This window comes from Ralstonia sp. SA306 (assembly GCF_054792405.1).
Genome location: NZ_CP096451.1, coordinates 1,341,874 through 1,357,701, shown reverse-complemented (window position 1 = coordinate 1,357,701; position 15,828 = coordinate 1,341,874). Strand labels below are relative to the sequence as shown.

General features: G+C 64.0%; 13 protein-coding genes. 6 read left to right on the top strand and 7 right to left on the bottom strand.

The window, feature by feature from the left end:
* Positions 1–27 precede the first annotated feature (27 nt).
* From M1D44_RS06575 to M1D44_RS06565, 3 genes are all read left to right on the top strand, one after another.
* Positions 28–1,389, top strand: a complete 1,362-nt coding sequence (locus tag M1D44_RS06575; protein ID WP_316853878.1) for an ATP-binding protein — start codon at positions 28–30, stop codon at positions 1,387–1,389.
* 283 nt (positions 1,390–1,672) lie between these two features.
* A complete protein-coding gene (locus tag M1D44_RS06570) occupies positions 1,673–2,221 on the top strand; it encodes a peroxiredoxin (protein WP_092970190.1) in 549 nt (182 codons plus the stop codon).
* 80 nt (positions 2,222–2,301) lie between these two features.
* A complete protein-coding gene (locus tag M1D44_RS06565; protein ID WP_024975574.1) occupies positions 2,302–2,823 on the top strand; it encodes a carboxymuconolactone decarboxylase family protein in 522 nt (173 codons plus the stop codon).
* 81 nt (positions 2,824–2,904) lie between these two features.
* Here the strand turns inward: M1D44_RS06565 and ispF are convergent, their stop codons facing one another.
* Positions 2,905–3,411, bottom strand: coding sequence for a 2-C-methyl-D-erythritol 2,4-cyclodiphosphate synthase (gene ispF / locus M1D44_RS06560; protein ID WP_024975573.1), 507 nt, complete (start codon positions 3,409–3,411; stop codon positions 2,905–2,907).
* Positions 3,408–4,166 (bottom strand): 2-C-methyl-D-erythritol 4-phosphate cytidylyltransferase, encoded by a 759-nt coding sequence (ispD, locus tag M1D44_RS06555; protein WP_316853877.1) that lies wholly within the window; start codon positions 4,164–4,166, stop codon positions 3,408–3,410. Before ispD ends, ispF begins: the two co-directional genes overlap by 4 nt.
* Positions 4,167–4,339: 173 nt before the next feature.
* Between ispD and mfd the strand changes: the two genes are divergently transcribed.
* From mfd to serB, 3 genes are all read left to right on the top strand, one after another.
* A complete protein-coding gene (mfd, locus tag M1D44_RS06550; RefSeq protein ID WP_316853876.1) occupies positions 4,340–7,771 on the top strand; it encodes a transcription-repair coupling factor in 3,432 nt (1,143 codons plus the stop codon).
* 37 nt (positions 7,772–7,808) lie between these two features.
* On the top strand, positions 7,809–9,002 hold the full coding sequence (gene argE / locus M1D44_RS06545) for an acetylornithine deacetylase (protein WP_024975570.1): 1,194 nt from the start codon (positions 7,809–7,811) through the stop codon (positions 9,000–9,002).
* 113 nt (positions 9,003–9,115) lie between these two features.
* The gene (gene serB / locus M1D44_RS06540; protein WP_024975569.1) at positions 9,116–9,973 is read left to right on the top strand and encodes a phosphoserine phosphatase SerB; all 858 of its coding nucleotides are present in this window, start codon (positions 9,116–9,118) and stop codon (positions 9,971–9,973) included.
* Between the two features lie 33 nt (positions 9,974–10,006).
* Here serB and M1D44_RS06535 read toward each other — a convergent pair whose 3' ends face one another.
* The 5 genes from M1D44_RS06535 to M1D44_RS06515 form a co-directional block, all read right to left on the bottom strand.
* Positions 10,007–11,221, bottom strand: a complete 1,215-nt coding sequence (locus tag M1D44_RS06535; protein ID WP_316853875.1) for a cystathionine beta-lyase — start codon at positions 11,219–11,221, stop codon at positions 10,007–10,009.
* Between the two features lie 41 nt (positions 11,222–11,262).
* Entirely contained in the window at positions 11,263–12,006 is a 744-nt protein-coding gene (locus M1D44_RS06530; RefSeq protein ID WP_316853874.1) for a hypothetical protein, read from the bottom strand.
* Positions 11,981–13,165 carry a beta-ketothiolase BktB gene (gene bktB / locus M1D44_RS06525; protein WP_024975566.1) on the bottom strand — a complete coding sequence of 395 codons (1,185 nt, stop codon included), beginning with the start codon at positions 13,163–13,165 and terminating at the stop codon, positions 11,981–11,983. Before bktB ends, M1D44_RS06530 begins: the two co-directional genes overlap by 26 nt.
* An 87-nt stretch (positions 13,166–13,252) precedes the next feature.
* Positions 13,253–14,614, bottom strand: coding sequence for a 30S ribosomal protein S12 methylthiotransferase RimO (gene rimO / locus M1D44_RS06520; protein ID WP_316853873.1), 1,362 nt, complete (start codon positions 14,612–14,614; stop codon positions 13,253–13,255).
* Between the two features lie 66 nt (positions 14,615–14,680).
* Complete coding sequence (locus M1D44_RS06515; RefSeq protein WP_024975564.1) at positions 14,681–15,661, bottom strand: tRNA dihydrouridine synthase; 981 nt, start codon at positions 15,659–15,661, stop codon at positions 14,681–14,683.
* Positions 15,662–15,828 lie beyond the last annotated feature (167 nt).

The following is a 15,828-nucleotide window of genomic DNA, read 5'->3' as shown; positions in this document are numbered from 1 at the left end:
GAGCAACCCTTCTTTTCCGCATCCGACTTGCGCATCCCGCGTCCGGCCGCGTTGCGGCGTCTGCTGATCAGTGTGTTTGGTTCGCTGTTCTGGCGAACCTTCATGCTGATCGCATTGCTCATCGCGATCTCTCTGGGCGTGTGGTTCCAGAGCTTCCGTATTTTCGAGCGTGAGCCCCGCGCGCAGCAGATCGCCATGCAGGTGGTCAGCGTGGTCAAGCTCACGCGGGCGGCGCTGCTGTACTCGGATCCGTCGCGACGCCGCTTCCTGCTGCTCGATCTCGTGCAGAACGAGGGCATCAAGGTCTACCCGCGCGAAAAGGAAGACGAATACCGCGAACCGCACACCAACCCGTATCTGACACAGCTCGTCCAACAGGAAATCCGCAACCGGCTCGGCGCCGACGCGGTAATCGCCACGGCCGTCAATGACATCCCGGGCGTGTGGGTGAGCTTCCAGATCGAGGGCGACGATTACTGGGTCGCCATCAGCCCGGACCGTTTTGAGCACGTGCCTGGGTTGCAATGGCTGTGGTGGTCGATGGCGGCGCTGGTGCTGTCGGTGCTGGGCGCAGCGTTCATTACGTCACGCGTGAACCAGCCGCTCAAGCGCCTGGCCGATACGGCGCGCGCCATCAGTGCGGGAGATGATCCGAAGGCGTTGCCCGAAGGCGGCGGCACCGAAGTGGCGCAGGCGAACCACAGCTTCAACCAGATGGTGCGCGACCTCAAACAGCTTGAGGCCGATCGCGCCGTCATGCTGGCTGGCATCTCGCACGATCTGCGCACGCCGCTTACGCGCCTGCGCCTGGAAACGGAGATGAGCCCAGTCGACGAGCAGACGCGCGAACTGATGGTGGCCGACATCGAACAGATGGACGCGATCATCGGCCAGTTCCTCGACTATGCGCGCCCTAGCGGCGAGATGCTCGAAGATGTGGACGTGACCGAACTCGTGCGCGACACGGCACCGGTCTACTCGGCACACGACGATATCGACCTGACGCTCAAGCTCGCGCCCGAGGCCATCGCCCGCTGCAACCGCATGGAAACGCAGCGCATTCTGGACAACCTGATCGAAAACGCACGACGCTACGGCAAGACCCCTGGCACGGACCGCGCGGAGATCACCGTCAGCACCTTCCTGCAAGGCAACGAGGTTGTATTGTGCGTGGCCGATCGCGGTGCGGGCGTGCCGACTGATCAGCTTGCGTTGCTCACGCGGCCGTTCTACCGCCTTGAATCGGCACGCAGCGAAGCCAAGGGCGCCGGGCTCGGCATGTCGATCGTCAATCGTATCTTGCAGCGCAGCGGCGGCCACCTCGTGCTTGAGAACCGCACACCGCCCGAAACGGGGCTGCTCGTAAGCGCCTGTTACGCGCGCGCTTGATCAGGCACTCCGCCACGATCCGCCCCCGGGCATATCCCCTGCTTCCCACGACTGTCATGCGCCGCCGATAACGTGTGGCTGCAGATAGCGCTATGGCCGGCGTTGAGAATATCAATTGGCCGGTTTCGAGTTCATCGCCAATACTCCAGCCGCCAGGCTGCGCGCCTGCGCGTTCTTCGTCTCCGTCCGTTTCCCCAGTCGGACCCGGGCGGCCGGTGAGCGTGTGTCTGCAAGTCCCCGTTAGGGTTCCGCACCCATTGCCACACAACTCCAGGAGAAGCTCATGAAGACCATTGGTGACAAGCTCGAACCGTTCAAGGTCGTCGGCGTCAAGCCCGGGTTCAACAATCACGAGGAGAACGGCCAGTCGGCGTTCGAAGACATCACCGAGACCTCGTTCCCAGGCAAATGGAAAGTCATCTTCTTCTATCCGAAGGACTTCACCTTTGTCTGCCCGACCGAAATCGTTGCCTTCGCCAAACTGAACGATGACTTTGCCGACCGCGACACCGTCGTGCTCGGCGGCTCGACCGACAATGAATTCGTCAAGCTCGCATGGCGCCGCGAGCACAAAGACTTGAACAAGCTGAATCAGTGGTCGTTTGCGGATTCGACAGGCGCCCTGGTCGACCAGCTTGGCGTACGCGAGCACGAGGCCGGCGTTGCGTTGCGCGCCACCTTCATCGTCGACCCGGACAACGTGATCCAGCATGTGTCGGTCAACAACCTGAACGTGGGCCGCAATCCGGACGAAGTGCTGCGCATTCTCGACGGTCTGCAGACGGATGAGCTATGCCCGTGCAATCGCGCGGTTGGCGGCTCCACACTGTAAGCGCCACGCGGCGCCCTCCGAATCCGAAGCCCGCCCCTGCGCGGGCTTTCTTTTTCAGCGCCAGCTGGTAGGAGAAATCGATGGAATTTCTGCAGACAATCAAGGGGCGCATTCCGGACTACGCCAAAGACATCCGCCTGAACCTGGATGGCACGATCGCGCGCTCCTCGCTGGAGGGCAATGACGCGGTGGGCGTCGCGCTGGCCGCCGCTTTCGCCACGAAGAGCAAAGTGCTGACCGATGCCATCCGCAATGCCGGGGTGCTCTCGCCCGAGGAGGTGAACGGCGCGCTGACGGCTGCCGCCCTCATGGGCATGAACAACGTCTGGTATCCGTACATCGAGATGGCCGACGACTCCGACCTTGCGCAGCAGAAAGCGGAGTTGCGCATGAACGCCTACGCCAACAACGGCGGCGTCGACAAGCGCCGGTTCGAGATGTATGCCCTGGCCGCTTCCATCATCGGGAAGTGTCATTTCTGCATCAAATCGCACTACGACTTGCTGAAGAATCACCAAGGGATGAGCGCGCAGCAATTGCGGGATGTTGGTCGTATCGCAGCCGTGATCAACGCAGCGGCGCTGGTCATCGCGGCTGAATAGCCACGCCGATCCCGCAAACGAAAACGGCAGCCCGGATCGCTCCGGTGCTGCCGTTTGCCTTGGCGCGATAACGACGCGGGCTCAGTCCTGATCAGCGCCTTCCGCACGATAGATCAGCACCACAGCCTGCGCGACGATGCCTTCCTCCTTGCCTTCAAAGCCAAGCTTCTCGTTGGTCTTGGCCTTGACGTTGCATCGCTCGGGCGCAATGCCTAGGTCCTCCGCGAGGTTCGCGACCATGCCCGGCACATGTGGCGCGAGCTTCGGCTTCTGCGCGATGACGGTCGCGTCGACATTGCCGACCGCATAACCGGCCTTGTGCACGCGGCGCACGGCTTCGCGCAGCAGCATGCGGCTGTCGGCGCCGGCAAATGCCGGATCCGTGTCAGGAAAATGCCGGCCGATGTCACCCAGGCCGGCGGCGCCGAACAGCGCGTCGGTAATCGCATGCAGCAGCGCGTCAGCATCGGAGTGGCCGAGCAGGCCGCGGGTGTGCGGAATCTCCACGCCGCCCAGGATCAGCTTGCGGCCCTCCACCAGCGCGTGCACGTCGTAGCCCTGGCCAATGCGAATGTCCATCCAGTTCATGCTTGCGGTGCCTCGCTGGGTTGTGCACTCTGCGCAAGGATGGCCTCGGCGAGCGCGAAATCGTCGGGATACGTCACTTTGAAGTTGCGCAGCGCACCCGGCACAAGCAGCGGTGGGTGTCCGGCCGCTTCAATCGCGCTGGCTTCGTCGGTGACGATGCGATGTTGCAACAGCGCTTCCCGCAAGGCGCGCTCCAGCAGGCCGAGGGGAAACATCTGCGGCGTCTGCGCTTGCCACAGTCCATCGCGCGGCACGGTCGCGCCGATGTGCTGGGCAGCATCGGCGCGTTTGAGCGTGTCTGCCACGGGCAGCGCAAGGATGCCCCCCGCAGCTTGCGTGCCTTCGGCCTCTATAGCCCCGACCAAACGCGCGATCAGGGCAGGCGTCAAACCGGGGCGCGCCGCGTCGTGCACGAGTACCCAGTCGTCATCGTGCGCGCCCAAACCACGCAACGCCGCCAACCCGTGGGCGACAGACGCGTGGCGGGAATCGCCGCCGCAATCGACTTCGACCAGCTTGGGCGCGTCGAAACCGCCGTCGGGAAAGCGCTGCACGAGCGGCTGTGCACCGGGTGTCGTCACCACAAGTACGGTATCGATTTGGGGGCTGGCCAGAAACGCCTGCGCCGTGTGCCACAGCATCGGCCGCCCGGCGATCATCTGATATTGCTTGGGCAGATCACCGCCGGCACGCGAGCCGGTGCCGGCCGAGGGAATCAGCGCAAAACGGCGTCGGCCAGGGAGGGAAATCGGCATGACAGGCGGGAAAGTGAACGTGGGCGCAGCATTTGCGTGGGTTTTGGTGCTCGCCAAGCACGCTGCTGGCGCGGATTTTATAATAGCGGTCTGCGTCACGACACCCCGCCTGCATATGCCGGCGGGGTGTCGTGCTTTGTCTTGCTGTCGTGCCCCACAGAACCTGACACCTCATGTCCGATTTTTCGCTCTCCGCCCTGCCCGCCGTCAAACCGGGCTCGCGCTTCGTCTTCAGCGGCCTGCAGGGCGCGGCAGACGCCCTGCTGCTTGCGCGCTACCTGGAGCAGCATGGCGCCGCCGTGCCGATGCTGGCGGTGGTCTGCGCCAATGCCGTCGATGCCCAACGCCTGGCGGATGAGCTGCGCTGGTTTGCCCCGCAGGCGCGCGTGAAGCTGCTGCCGGACTGGGAAACGCTGCCATACGACAATTTTTCTCCGCACCAGGATTTGATCTCCGAGCGGCTGGCGACGCTGCATGACCTGCAGAACGGTGCGTGCGACATCCTGCTCGTGCCGGCCTCCACGGCACTGCAACGCGTGGCACCGCCATCGTTCCTGGCCGCCTACACGTTCTTCTTCAAGAAGGGCGAAAAGCTGGACGAGGCAGCGCTGAAAGCGCAATTCACCCTGGCCGGCTACGAGCACGTCAGCGCCGTGATGCGCCCGGGTGAATACTCCGTGCGCGGCGGCCTGATCGACTTGTTCCCGATGGGCTCGCCGTTGCCATATCGGCTCGACCTGTTTGGCGACGAAATCGAGACCATCCGCTCGTTCGACCCCGACACGCAGCGCAGCCTCTACCCCGTGAACGAAGTCCGCCTGCTGCCGGGCCGCGAATTTCCGATGGACGAGGCCTCGCGCACCGCCTTCCGCGGACGCTGGCGGGAGGTGTTCGAAGGCGACCCGACGCGCTCGCCCATCTACAAAGACATCGGCAACGGCGTGCCCAGTGCCGGCATCGAGTATTACCTGCCCCTATTCTTTGAAGAAACCGCGACGCTGTTCGACTACCTGCCGGGCGCCACGCACCTCGCCTTCGTCGGCGATATCGAAGGCGCCGTGCGCCGCTTCTGGGCCGACACCACGCAGCGCTACAACTTCATGCGCCACGACCGCGAACGGCCATTGCTGCAGCCGTCGGCGCTGTATCTGGATGAAGAGGCGTTCTTCGTCGCGGCCAAGCCGCTCGCACGTCTGGTGTTGCGCGCCGAGCCTGGCGATGCCCCGCTTTCGCTGCCGTTGCCCAACGTTGCCGTCAACCGCCGCGCAGAAGACCCGCTGGTCAATCTCGAATCGTTCCTGATGCGCAGCAATTGCCGCGTGATGATCTGCGCCGAATCCGCAGGCCGCCGCGAAACGCTTGCGCAAATGCTTGCCGCCAGCGGCCTGCACCCCGAAGGCGTCGCTGACTTTGCCGACCTGATGAGCGGCGATGCCAAGTTCGTGCTGGGCGTGGCGCCGCTTTACCAGGGTTTCATCCTCGGCGACGAACGCATCGCGCTCATCACCGAGACCGAGCTGTACGCACAAACCGTGCGCCGCGCCGGTCGCCGCAAGCAGGAACAGGCCACCGCCGTGGATTCGATGGTGCGCGACCTGGCCGAGTTGAAGATCGGAGATCCGGTGGTGCACAGCGAGCACGGCATCGGCCGCTACCAGGGGCTGGTCTCCATCGACATGGGCAACGGCGAGGAAGAGTTCCTGCACCTCGATTACGACAAGGGCAGCAAGCTCTACGTGCCGGTGCATCAGTTGCACGTGATCTCGCGCTACTCGGGCGCCGATCCGGAAACCGCACCGCTGCATTCGCTCGGTTCAGGCCAATGGGAAAAGGCCAAACGCAAGGCAGCGCAGCAGATTCGCGATACGGCGGCCGAACTGCTGAATCTGTACGCGAGACGCGCGTTGCGCCAGGGCTTCGCCTTCCCGCTCACGCCCGAGGACTACGCCACCTTTGCCGAGAGCTTCGGCTTTGACGAAACACCCGACCAGGCCGCCGCCATTGCCGCCGTGATCGCCGACATGACGTCGGGCAAGCCGATGGATCGCCTCGTCTGCGGCGACGTTGGCTTCGGCAAGACGGAGGTCGCGCTGCGTGCCGCATTTGTTGCGGTGATGGGCGGCAAGCAGGTTGCCATCCTGGCGCCGACCACGCTGCTCGCCGAACAGCACTACCACACGCTGGTCGACCGATTTGCCGACTGGCCGGTGCGCATTGCCGAGATCTCGCGTTTCAAGAACAAGAAAGAGATCGATAGCGCGATCGAAGCCATCAACGCCGGCACCATCGACATCGTGATCGGCACGCACAAGCTGCTCTCGCCGGATGTGAAGTTCAACCGGCTGGGGCTCGTCATCATCGACGAGGAACACCGCTTTGGCGTGCGCCAGAAAGAAGCGCTCAAAACATTACGCGCCGAGGTGGACGTGCTCACGCTCACGGCCACGCCGATCCCGCGCACCCTGGGCATGGCGCTGGAAGGCCTGCGCGATTTCTCGGTGATCGCCACTGCGCCGCAAAAGCGCTTGGCCATCAAGACGTTCCTGCGCCGCGAGGAAGACGGCGTGCTGCGCGAAGCCATCCTGCGCGAGCTGAAACGCGGCGGCCAGGTCTATTTCCTGCACAACGAGGTCGAGACCATCGAGAACAAGCGCGCCAAACTGGAAGAGCTGATTCCGGAAGCGCGCGTGGTGGTCGCCCACGGCCAGATGCACGAGCGCGAACTGGAGCGCGTGATGCGCGATTTCGTGGCCCAGCGCGCCAACATCCTGCTGTGCACGACGATCATCGAAACCGGCATTGACGTGCCGACCGCCAACACGATCCTGATCCACCGCGCCGACAAGTTCGGCCTGGCGCAGTTGCACCAGTTGCGTGGCCGCGTTGGGCGCTCGCACCACCAGGCCTATGCGTACTTGCTGGTGCACGACGTGGATGGCCTGACCAAGCAGGCACAACGCCGCCTTGAAGCCATTCAGCAGATGGAAGAACTCGGCGCGGGCTTCTATCTGGCGATGCACGATCTGGAAATCCGTGGCGCCGGCGAAGTGCTGGGCGACAAGCAATCGGGCGAGATTTCCGAGATCGGCTTCCAGCTCTACACCGACATGCTCAACCAGGCGGTGAAGTCGCTCAAGGCGGGAAAGGAGCCCGATCTGATGGCGCCGCTTGCGGCTACCACCGAGATCAACCTCGGCACGCCTGCCCTGCTGCCGCAGGACTATTGCGGCGATGTGCAGGAGCGCCTCTCGCTGTACAAGCGTCTGGCCAACTGCGAAAGCGGAGAGACCATCGACAACATTCAGGAAGAGCTGATCGACCGTTTCGGCAAGCTGCCGCCGCAGGCGCAATCGCTCATCGAAACGCACCGGCTGCGCATTGCCGCCGCGCCGCTAGGCATCCGCAAGATCGACACGGGCACGAACGCCGTCACGCTGCAGTTCATACCGAACCCGCCTGTCGACGCCATCAAGATCATCGATCTCGTGCAGAAGAACCGGCAGATCAAGCTGGCGGGGCAAGACCGTCTGCGTATCGAAAACATTCCGGCCGAATTCGGCGCGCTGGCTCAGACCATTCGCCATGCCATGCGGCAATTGACGTGATCCAGTAGGATCAGCCAATCAGAACAAGGAAACCATCATGAGCAACGCCCTCACCCCGCTCTCCACCCTCGACTGGACGAACAAGCTCGTCAGCTTCGACACCACCAGCCGCGGCTCCAACCTGGCACTGATCGAAACCGTGCGCGACTACCTGCGCGGCGTCGGTCTCGAATCGCATCTCTCGCACAACGACGATGGCAACAAGGCCAACCTGTTTGCCACGATTCCCGCAGCGGACGGCAGCGTGCAAGGCGGCATCGTGCTATCGGGCCACACCGATGTTGTGCCGGTGGACGGCCAGAAATGGGACAGCAACCCGTTTGCGCCGGAAGTGCGCGACGGCAGGCTCTACGGCCGCGGCACGTGCGACATGAAGGGGTTCATTGCTTCGTCGCTGGCGCTGGTGCCGTCGCTGCTCCAGGCCAAGCTGCGCGAGCCTGTGCACTTTGCGCTGTCATACGACGAGGAAGTCGGCTGTGTAGGCGCCCCGCGCATGATCGAAGACCTGATCGCCCGCGGCATCAAGCCCGCCGGCTGCATCGTCGGCGAGCCCACCTCCATGCGCCCGATCGTCGCGCACAAGGGCATCAACGCTTACCGCTGCCGTGTGCACGGTCGCGCCGCGCATTCGTCGCTGACACCGCAGGGTGTGAACGCCATCGAGTACGCCGCGCGCATCATCTGTTTCGTGCGCGACCTGGCCGATGAATTCCGTGCCAAGGGCCCGTTCGACGATGCATTTGACGTGCCGTTCACCACGGCATCGACCGGCCTCATCAACGGCGGTATCGCGCTGAACACGATTCCCGCGCTGTGCGAGCTGGTGTTTGAATTCCGCAACCTGCCGGGCGTGGACGCGCCGGCCATCCGCGCGCGCGTCGAGCACTACGTGCGCGAAACCATCGAGCCCGCCATGCAGCGCGAGCACCCGGATGCCCGCATCGAACTCGATGAAATTGCCGCTGCGCCCTCCCTGGACGCATCGGAGCAAGCCGCCATCACGCAGCTTGTGCGTGTGCTGACTGAAGACAACGACAAACGCAAGGTCGCCTATGGCACTGAAGCCGGCCTCTTCCAGCGCGCCGGCATTCCGGCTGTGCTGTGCGGCCCAGGCAACATCGAACAGGCGCACAAGGCCAACGAATACGTCGAACTCGCCCAGCTCGACGCCTGCGACCGCTTCCTCGCCAAGGTGGCGCGCAGCCTGATGCTCGAAACCGCGTCCGCCTAACGCTTACACTGCAACGCCTCACCTTTTGGTGGGGCGCATTCCGCCCGGGGCGTTCGCTACAATAGCGGGCTTCCTCGGCGCCGAACTGCCCGCTCCCCCGCTCCAGCCACTCCATGCCCGTCATCCTGCAAAGCCTGTCGCCGCTGTCCACCGGCGACATTGAATCCATCCGCAGCCTGTTTGGCAGCGCCGCCTACGAGATGCGCGCGCCCAACGTTGCCGCCATCGAATGGGTGCACGAACTGCCCAGCGAATTGCGCGTCCAGCTTGACGCCATCTGCGCCAACCTGAAGATGGACTACGCGTGGATTCCCGACGAATGGACGTTCGGCGACTTCCGCGTGCTGGCGATGGACATGGATTCCACGCTCATCACCATCGAGTGCATCGACGAGATTGCGGATTTCTGCGGGCTCAAGCCGCAAGTGGCCGCCATCACCGAAGCGTCGATGCGGGGCGAGATCAAGGATTTCAACGAGAGCCTGACGCGCCGTGTTGAACTGCTCAAAGGCCTGGATGCGAGCGTGCTGGAGCGCGTCTACGCCGAGCGTCTGCAGCTCTCCCTGGGTGCCGAAAAGATGCTCAAGGCCGTGCAAGCGCTGGGCATCCGCACGCTGCTGGTATCGGGCGGCTTCGAATTCTTCACCTCGCGCCTGCAGAAGCGCCTGGGCCTGGACCGCACGCGCGCCAACACGCTGGAGATCGTCGACGGCAAGCTCACTGGCCGCGTGCTGGGCGAGATCGTCAATGCGGATGTGAAGGCGCAGACGCTCAAGGCGTTCTGCCAGGATCTGGGCGTGTCGCCGCACAACGCCATCGCCATGGGCGACGGCTCGAACGATCTGAAGATGATGGGGGTGGCCGGCCTGTCGGTGGCGTTCCGTGCCAAGCCCATCGTGCAGGCGCAGGCCGACGTGGCGTTCAACGTAGTCGGCCTGGATGGATTGCTGAATTTGTTCCCGCAGCAGTAAGCCGCTACGGGCATTTCCACCTGCGGGAACGTGCTACTCCGCCCGCAGGTGCGTCTCCATCGCCTGCTTCAAATCCGCAATCAAATCACGCGGATCTTCCAGCCCGATATACAGCCGCACGAAACCGCCCGCGTTTTGCCAATCGGCTGGCGGCCAGGCAGTCGCCGTGCGCATCGACGGGACGTTGTATGGCAGCGCCAGGCTGTGCGCCCCGCCCCACGAAAAGCCGATCGCAAAGTAGCGCAGACCTTCGATAAAGGCATCGATCTGCGCCTGCGAATAGCGCTCGTGCAACACGATCGAAAACAACCCGCTCGCGCCGGTAAAGTCGCGCTTCCAGTTTTCATGGCCCGGACAATCGGGCAGCGCCGGGTGCAGCACGCGCACGACTTCGGGGCGGTCAGCCAGCCATTCGGCCACTTCGCGTGCGTGTGCATCATGCGCAGCCAGGCGCGTCGGCAGGCTCGGCAAGCCACGCAGCACGAAGTAGCAATCGTCCGCAGACACGCCCCAACCCATGCGCATGCGCGTGGCAAGCAGCTTGTGGTGCAGCGCTTCATCGTTGGTGATGACAGCGCCCATGAGCACATCGCTGCCCCCCGACTGGTACTTGGTCAACGCCTGCACGGAGATGTCGATGCCGTGTTCAAACGGCTGGTAGTAGACGCCGCCGCTCCAGGTGTTGTCGATGGCGGTGATGGCCCCGGCCTTGCGCGCCACCTCTGCGATGGCCTTGCAGTCCGGCACTTCCATCGTCACCGAACCCGGCGCTTCGAGCCACACGAGTTTGGTGTTGTGGCGCATCAGGTCGGCAATGCCGGCGCCGATCATCGGGTCGTAGTAACGCACGGTGATGCCGAACTGGCGTGCCATCCACTCGCCATGGTCGCGGTTCGGCCCGTAGGCGTTGTCCGGGATCAGCACATCGTCGCCGGATTTGATCAGCGAGAAGTACACCAGCGAAATCGCCGCCAGCCCCGAAGGGAGCAGCAGCGCGTGCGAGCCGCCCTCGATCTGCGCCAGCGCTTGGCACAGCGCGTCGGAGGTCGGCGTGGCATGCAGGCCGTAGCGCCAATGCACCACGCTACCGCTGCCGAAGGCGCGCATGTCGGCGAGGTCTTTGAACACCACCGTCGACGCACGATGCGTGGCATGCGAGAACGCCGTGAAGCCCGGCGGGATATGCAATTCCGGATGCACAGCCTGGGTCGCGGGAAACATGGGCGGGAGCTTGGTGTCGTCGTTCACGAGGTTTCCTGTTTGATGGCGTATGAGCAATTTCTTGCTGCTTACCAGTGCGCGCTTGATCGCGTTGGATTGCTGGACGGTGGCGCAATCTGGCCCGGCGCAGCGGGAACTAGCGGCGTCATTGGCGTTGCAGGTACAGCGGCATTGCTATTGGCTGCGGCATCGTACGGCGGAATCACCACCACCGCGACGGGCCGCAGTACAAAGGGCAGTGTATGGCCGTCGTGCGCTACGTCGGTCCACGTGCCGCGCACAATGCCGTGACCGTCGATGGCGCCTTCCCAGGTGCCCGTGACGTGCGTGCCGTCATCGGACTCCTCCATGAGAAAACCGCCGTTTTCATATTCGCCGGTCACCAGGCGCACGCCCGCCGCGTTGCCCGCAACGTACTCGCCGTGGACGCTGTCGATTTCACCGGTCTTGCGGCCAAGGCGCATGCGGATCGGCATGTCGCCGATCACGCCGGTGTAGACGGGATATTTCGCGTAGTCGGGCTGCGGTTGCAGCAAACGGGGCGGCGCTGTCTGGGCGGAGAACCCGTTGTCACCCTTCCCGGCCTGAGCGCGGCGCTTGTCGCCATCGGCAACGGCGCGGTTCAGGCCCAGGTCACCTGGCTGCACGTTGGTGCTGCCGGTCGATACGTCGTAGCCGTTGTTGGCGGCCGGCGTCTGCGCGGACACCGGCGCCACGCCTGCGGCCAGCACCAGCGCAAGCAGCGCGCCAGTGGGCCAAATCAGGCGTTCAATCGAAAAAATGCGTTCAGATGCGTTCGAACACCGCCGCAATGCCTTGTCCTCCACCAATACACATGGTCACCAGCGCGTAGCGACCACCGATGCGCTGCAGCTCGTACAGCGCCTTGACCGTGATAAGCGCACCCGTTGCGCCGATCGGGTGGCCGAGCGAGATGCCCGAACCGTTCGGGTTGACCTTGGCCGGGTCGAGGCCGAGTTCCTTCGTCACCGCGCAGGCCTGTGCGGCAAATGCCTCGTTGGCTTCGATCACATCCAGATCCTTCACCGACAGGCCTGCGCGCTCCAGCGCCTTGCGTGTGGCCGGCACCGGGCCGATACCCATGATCTTCGGATCCACGCCAGCGTGGCCGTACGACACCAGCCGCGCCAATGGCTTGAGGCCGCGCTTCTCCGCCTCCGAGCGCTCCATCAGCACCAGCGCGGCAGCCGCGTCATTCAGGCCCGAAGCGTTGCCTGCCGTGACCGTGCCGTTCTCTTTCGTGAAGACCGGCTTGAGCTTGGTCATATCGTCGATGACCGCGTCGTGGCGGACGTGCTCATCGGTATCGAACTGGATATCGCCCTTGCGCGACTTGATCGTCACCGGAACGATCTGGTCTTTGAAGTAGCCGGCCTGGATGGCGCGCGATGCACGCTGGTGCGATTCCAGCGCGGTCTGGTCTTGCTGCTCGCGGCTGATGCCGAATTCGCGGGCAACGTTTTCCGCCGTCACCCCCATGTGGATCGCGTGGAACGGGTCGTGCAGAGCGCCAAGCATCATGTCGACCATCTTGGCGTCGCCCATGCGCGAACCCCAACGGGCGGCGGGCGCAAGGTACGGCGCACGGCTCATGCTTTCCGCACCGCCGGCAATGGCAACGTCGGCGTCGCCCAGCAGAACGGTTTGCGCAGCGCTCACCACAGCCTGCAGGCCCGAGCCGCACAGTCGGTTGACGTTGAACGCGGGGGTTTCGGCCGACACACCGCCGTTCACAGCCGCCACGCGCGAGAGATACATGTCGCGCGGCTCGGTGTTGATCACGTGGCCAAACACCACATGGCCAACGTCTTCGCCCTTCACGCTTGCGCGGGCCAGCGCCTCGCGCACGACGAGCGCGCCCAGTTCGCACGGCGCCACATCCTTCAGGCTGCCGCCAAACGTCCCGATTGCGGTACGAACGCCGCTGACCACCACCACTTCACGTGCCATTGCTGTCTCCTGTGCCATCGAAATTGGATGGCGGTCAGTATAAACGCACGACCGTTCGCAAATTTTAGGTACGACTACCTAAGGGGATCAGACCTCGCCCCACAGGTCGTGACCATCGGCGCCGGTAATCTTGACCGACACGAAATCGCCCGCCTTGTAGCGCTTGTATGGCTTCGACGGCGGCGCGATATAGACCAGGCCGTCAATCTCCGGCGCATCCGCCGACGAACGGCCGATGCCGCCATCCTGATTGACCTCATCCACGAGCACGCGCAGCGACTTGCCAACCTTGCGCTGGAGGCGGCGCGCAGACACGCGCTCGGCGACTTCCATAAAGCGCGCGCGGCGCTCCTCGCGCACCTCATCGGGCAGCGCGCCCGGCAAGTCGTTGGCGGTGGCGCCTTCGACCGGCGAATACGCGAAGCAACCCACGCGGTCCAGCTCTGCCTCGGCGATGAAGTCGAGCAGCGTTTGGAACTCCTCTTCCGTTTCACCCGGGAAGCCCGCGATGAATGTGCTACGGATGGTCAACTCCGGGCAGACCTGGCGCCAGGCACGGATGCGGTCCAGCGTTTTCTCGGCGTTGGCCGGGCGCTTCATGCGCTTGAGCACGTCGGGGTGGGCGTGCTGCAGAGGCACGTCCAGATACGGAAGGACTTTGCCCTCGGCCATCAACGGCATCACCTCGTCCACGCTCGGGTACGGGTAGACGTAATGCAGGCGCACCCAGGCGCCGTACTGCGACGCCAACTCGCCAAGCGCGCCCACCAGCTCGGTCATGCGCGTCTTCAGCGGGCGGCCATTCCAGAAGCCCATGCGGAATTTGACATCCACGCCATAAGCGCTGGTGTCCTGGGAGATGACGAGCAGCTCCTTGACGCCGGCCTTGAGCAGGTTTTCCGCCTCCAGCATCACTTCGGCCACCGGGCGCGAGACGAGATCGCCACGCATCGACGGGATGATGCAGAAGCTGCAGCGGTGGTTGCAGCCTTCGGAAATCTTCAGATACGCGTAGTGCTTGGGCGTGAGCTTGATGCCCTGCGGCGGCACCAGATCGATGAACGGGTCGTGCGGCTTGGGCAGGTGCGTGTGCACCGCTTCCATCACCTCGCCCAGCGCGTGGGGGCCGGTCACAGCCAGCACCTTCGGGTGTACGTTGGTGATGATGTCCTGGCCTGCGGCGTCCTTCTTGGCACCCAGGCAGCCGGTCACGATCACCTTGCCGTTCTCGGCCAACGCCTCGCCAATCGCATCCAGGCTTTCCTGGACAGCCTCGTCGATGAAGCCGCAGGTATTGACGACCACCAGGTCCGCCCCACCGTACGTGCCGGAGATCTCATACCCCTCCGCGCGCAGTTGGGTGATGATCTGCTCGGAATCGACCAAGGCCTTGGGACAACCGAGACTGACGAACCCCACCTTGGGGCTCTGGGTACTGACGTCGGACATGGAAACAACCTGATGTGGGAGAGGATTTGCGCTGTGCACACGGGGTGTGCCGCGCAGTTGCGTATTTTAACCGTTAGCCGCGCCTGGGCGGCCAAGCCGAAGCTGCATCTGTTCGATCACGCGCTCGATTTCCAGCGCGTCTTGCAGTCTGCGGATCGCATCGTGCAGTTCCGCGGCCTGCGGCCACGTCCGCTTCAGATAGCTGAGCCACAGTTTGACGCGGCCATGCTCATGTTTGGCCGAGATGCGCGCATGCAGCTTTTTCAGATAATCGGCGAGAAAGCCCAGCACAACCGGCCATTCCGCCGCAGACGGCGCTTGATCCATCTGCCCGCGAATGCGTTGGGCCAGGAATGGGTCAGATACGGCGCCACGGCCGATCATCACGTCATCGCAGCCGCTGACGGCGCGACAACGCTCCCAATCAGCCACCGTCCAGACCTCGCCGTTGGCGGTCACGGGGATGCTTACGGCGTCGGCGATACGTGCAATCCAGTCCCAATGGGCAGGAGGACGGTAGCCGTGGTCGCGCGTGCGGGCATGCACGACGAGCGATTCGGCACCGCCCTCCGCCAGGGCCGTCGCACAATCAATCGCTCGGGAAGTATCGGAAACGCCGAGCCGCATCTTCGCCGTCACCGAAATGTTGGCCGGCACGGCGGCTCGCACGGCATGCACGATGTCGTACAGCACTTCCGGCGTGGCGAGCAACATGGCGCCGCCGCCGTGCCGGTTCACGACCTTGGCCGGGCAACCGAAGTTGAGGTCGATGCCATGCGGCGTAAGGGACGCCGCGTATGCCGCATTGCGTGCCAGCCATTCCGGATCGCTGCCAAGGAGCTGGATGGTCATCGGCGTGCCGCTGGCGGTATAGCCGCCGTTGCGGATCTCGGGCGTCTCACGTTCGTACGTGCGCGCGGGCAGCAACGAGCCCGTCACCCGGACGAACTCCGAGACGCATCCGTCGTAGCCGCCAGCTTGGGTCAGCACGTCGCGCATGACGTAATCTGCGACCCCTTCCATCGGGGCAAGCAAAAGACGGCTCATGCGAAAACGGAAGACGGCCGGCGCACGGGCCGGGAGCGAACATCAAACATGGGAGACCGAAGCGGGAATCGTGATCGTCGGAGAGGCGTATGCCTCACCTGAAAGATCGGTATTTTACCTTGCCGCCCTCACCCATGCGCGCCCAATAAAAAAGGCGAACCGCCATG

What these genes read in the sequence shown, in the direction of transcription:
- M1D44_RS06570 (WP_092970190.1), top strand. Translation starts at nt 1,673, where the DNA reads ATGAAGACCATTGGTGACAAGCTCGAACCGTTCAAGGTCGTCGGCGTC.
- M1D44_RS06565 (WP_024975574.1), top strand. Translation starts at nt 2,302, where the DNA reads ATGGAATTTCTGCAGACAATCAAGGGGCGCATTCCGGACTACGCCAAA.
- ispF (WP_024975573.1), bottom strand. Translation starts at nt 3,411, where the DNA reads ATGAACTGGATGGACATTCGCATTGGCCAGGGCTACGACGTGCACGCG.
- ispD (WP_316853877.1), bottom strand. Translation starts at nt 4,166, where the DNA reads ATGCCGATTTCCCTCCCTGGCCGACGCCGTTTTGCGCTGATTCCCTCG.
- mfd (WP_316853876.1), top strand. Translation starts at nt 4,340, where the DNA reads ATGTCCGATTTTTCGCTCTCCGCCCTGCCCGCCGTCAAACCGGGCTCG.
- argE (WP_024975570.1), top strand. Translation starts at nt 7,809, where the DNA reads ATGAGCAACGCCCTCACCCCGCTCTCCACCCTCGACTGGACGAACAAG.
- serB (WP_024975569.1), top strand. Translation starts at nt 9,116, where the DNA reads ATGCCCGTCATCCTGCAAAGCCTGTCGCCGCTGTCCACCGGCGACATT.
- bktB (WP_024975566.1), bottom strand. Translation starts at nt 13,165, where the DNA reads ATGGCACGTGAAGTGGTGGTGGTCAGCGGCGTTCGTACCGCAATCGGG.
- rimO (WP_316853873.1), bottom strand. Translation starts at nt 14,614, where the DNA reads ATGTCCGACGTCAGTACCCAGAGCCCCAAGGTGGGGTTCGTCAGTCTC.
- M1D44_RS06515 (WP_024975564.1), bottom strand. Translation starts at nt 15,661, where the DNA reads ATGAGCCGTCTTTTGCTTGCCCCGATGGAAGGGGTCGCAGATTACGTC.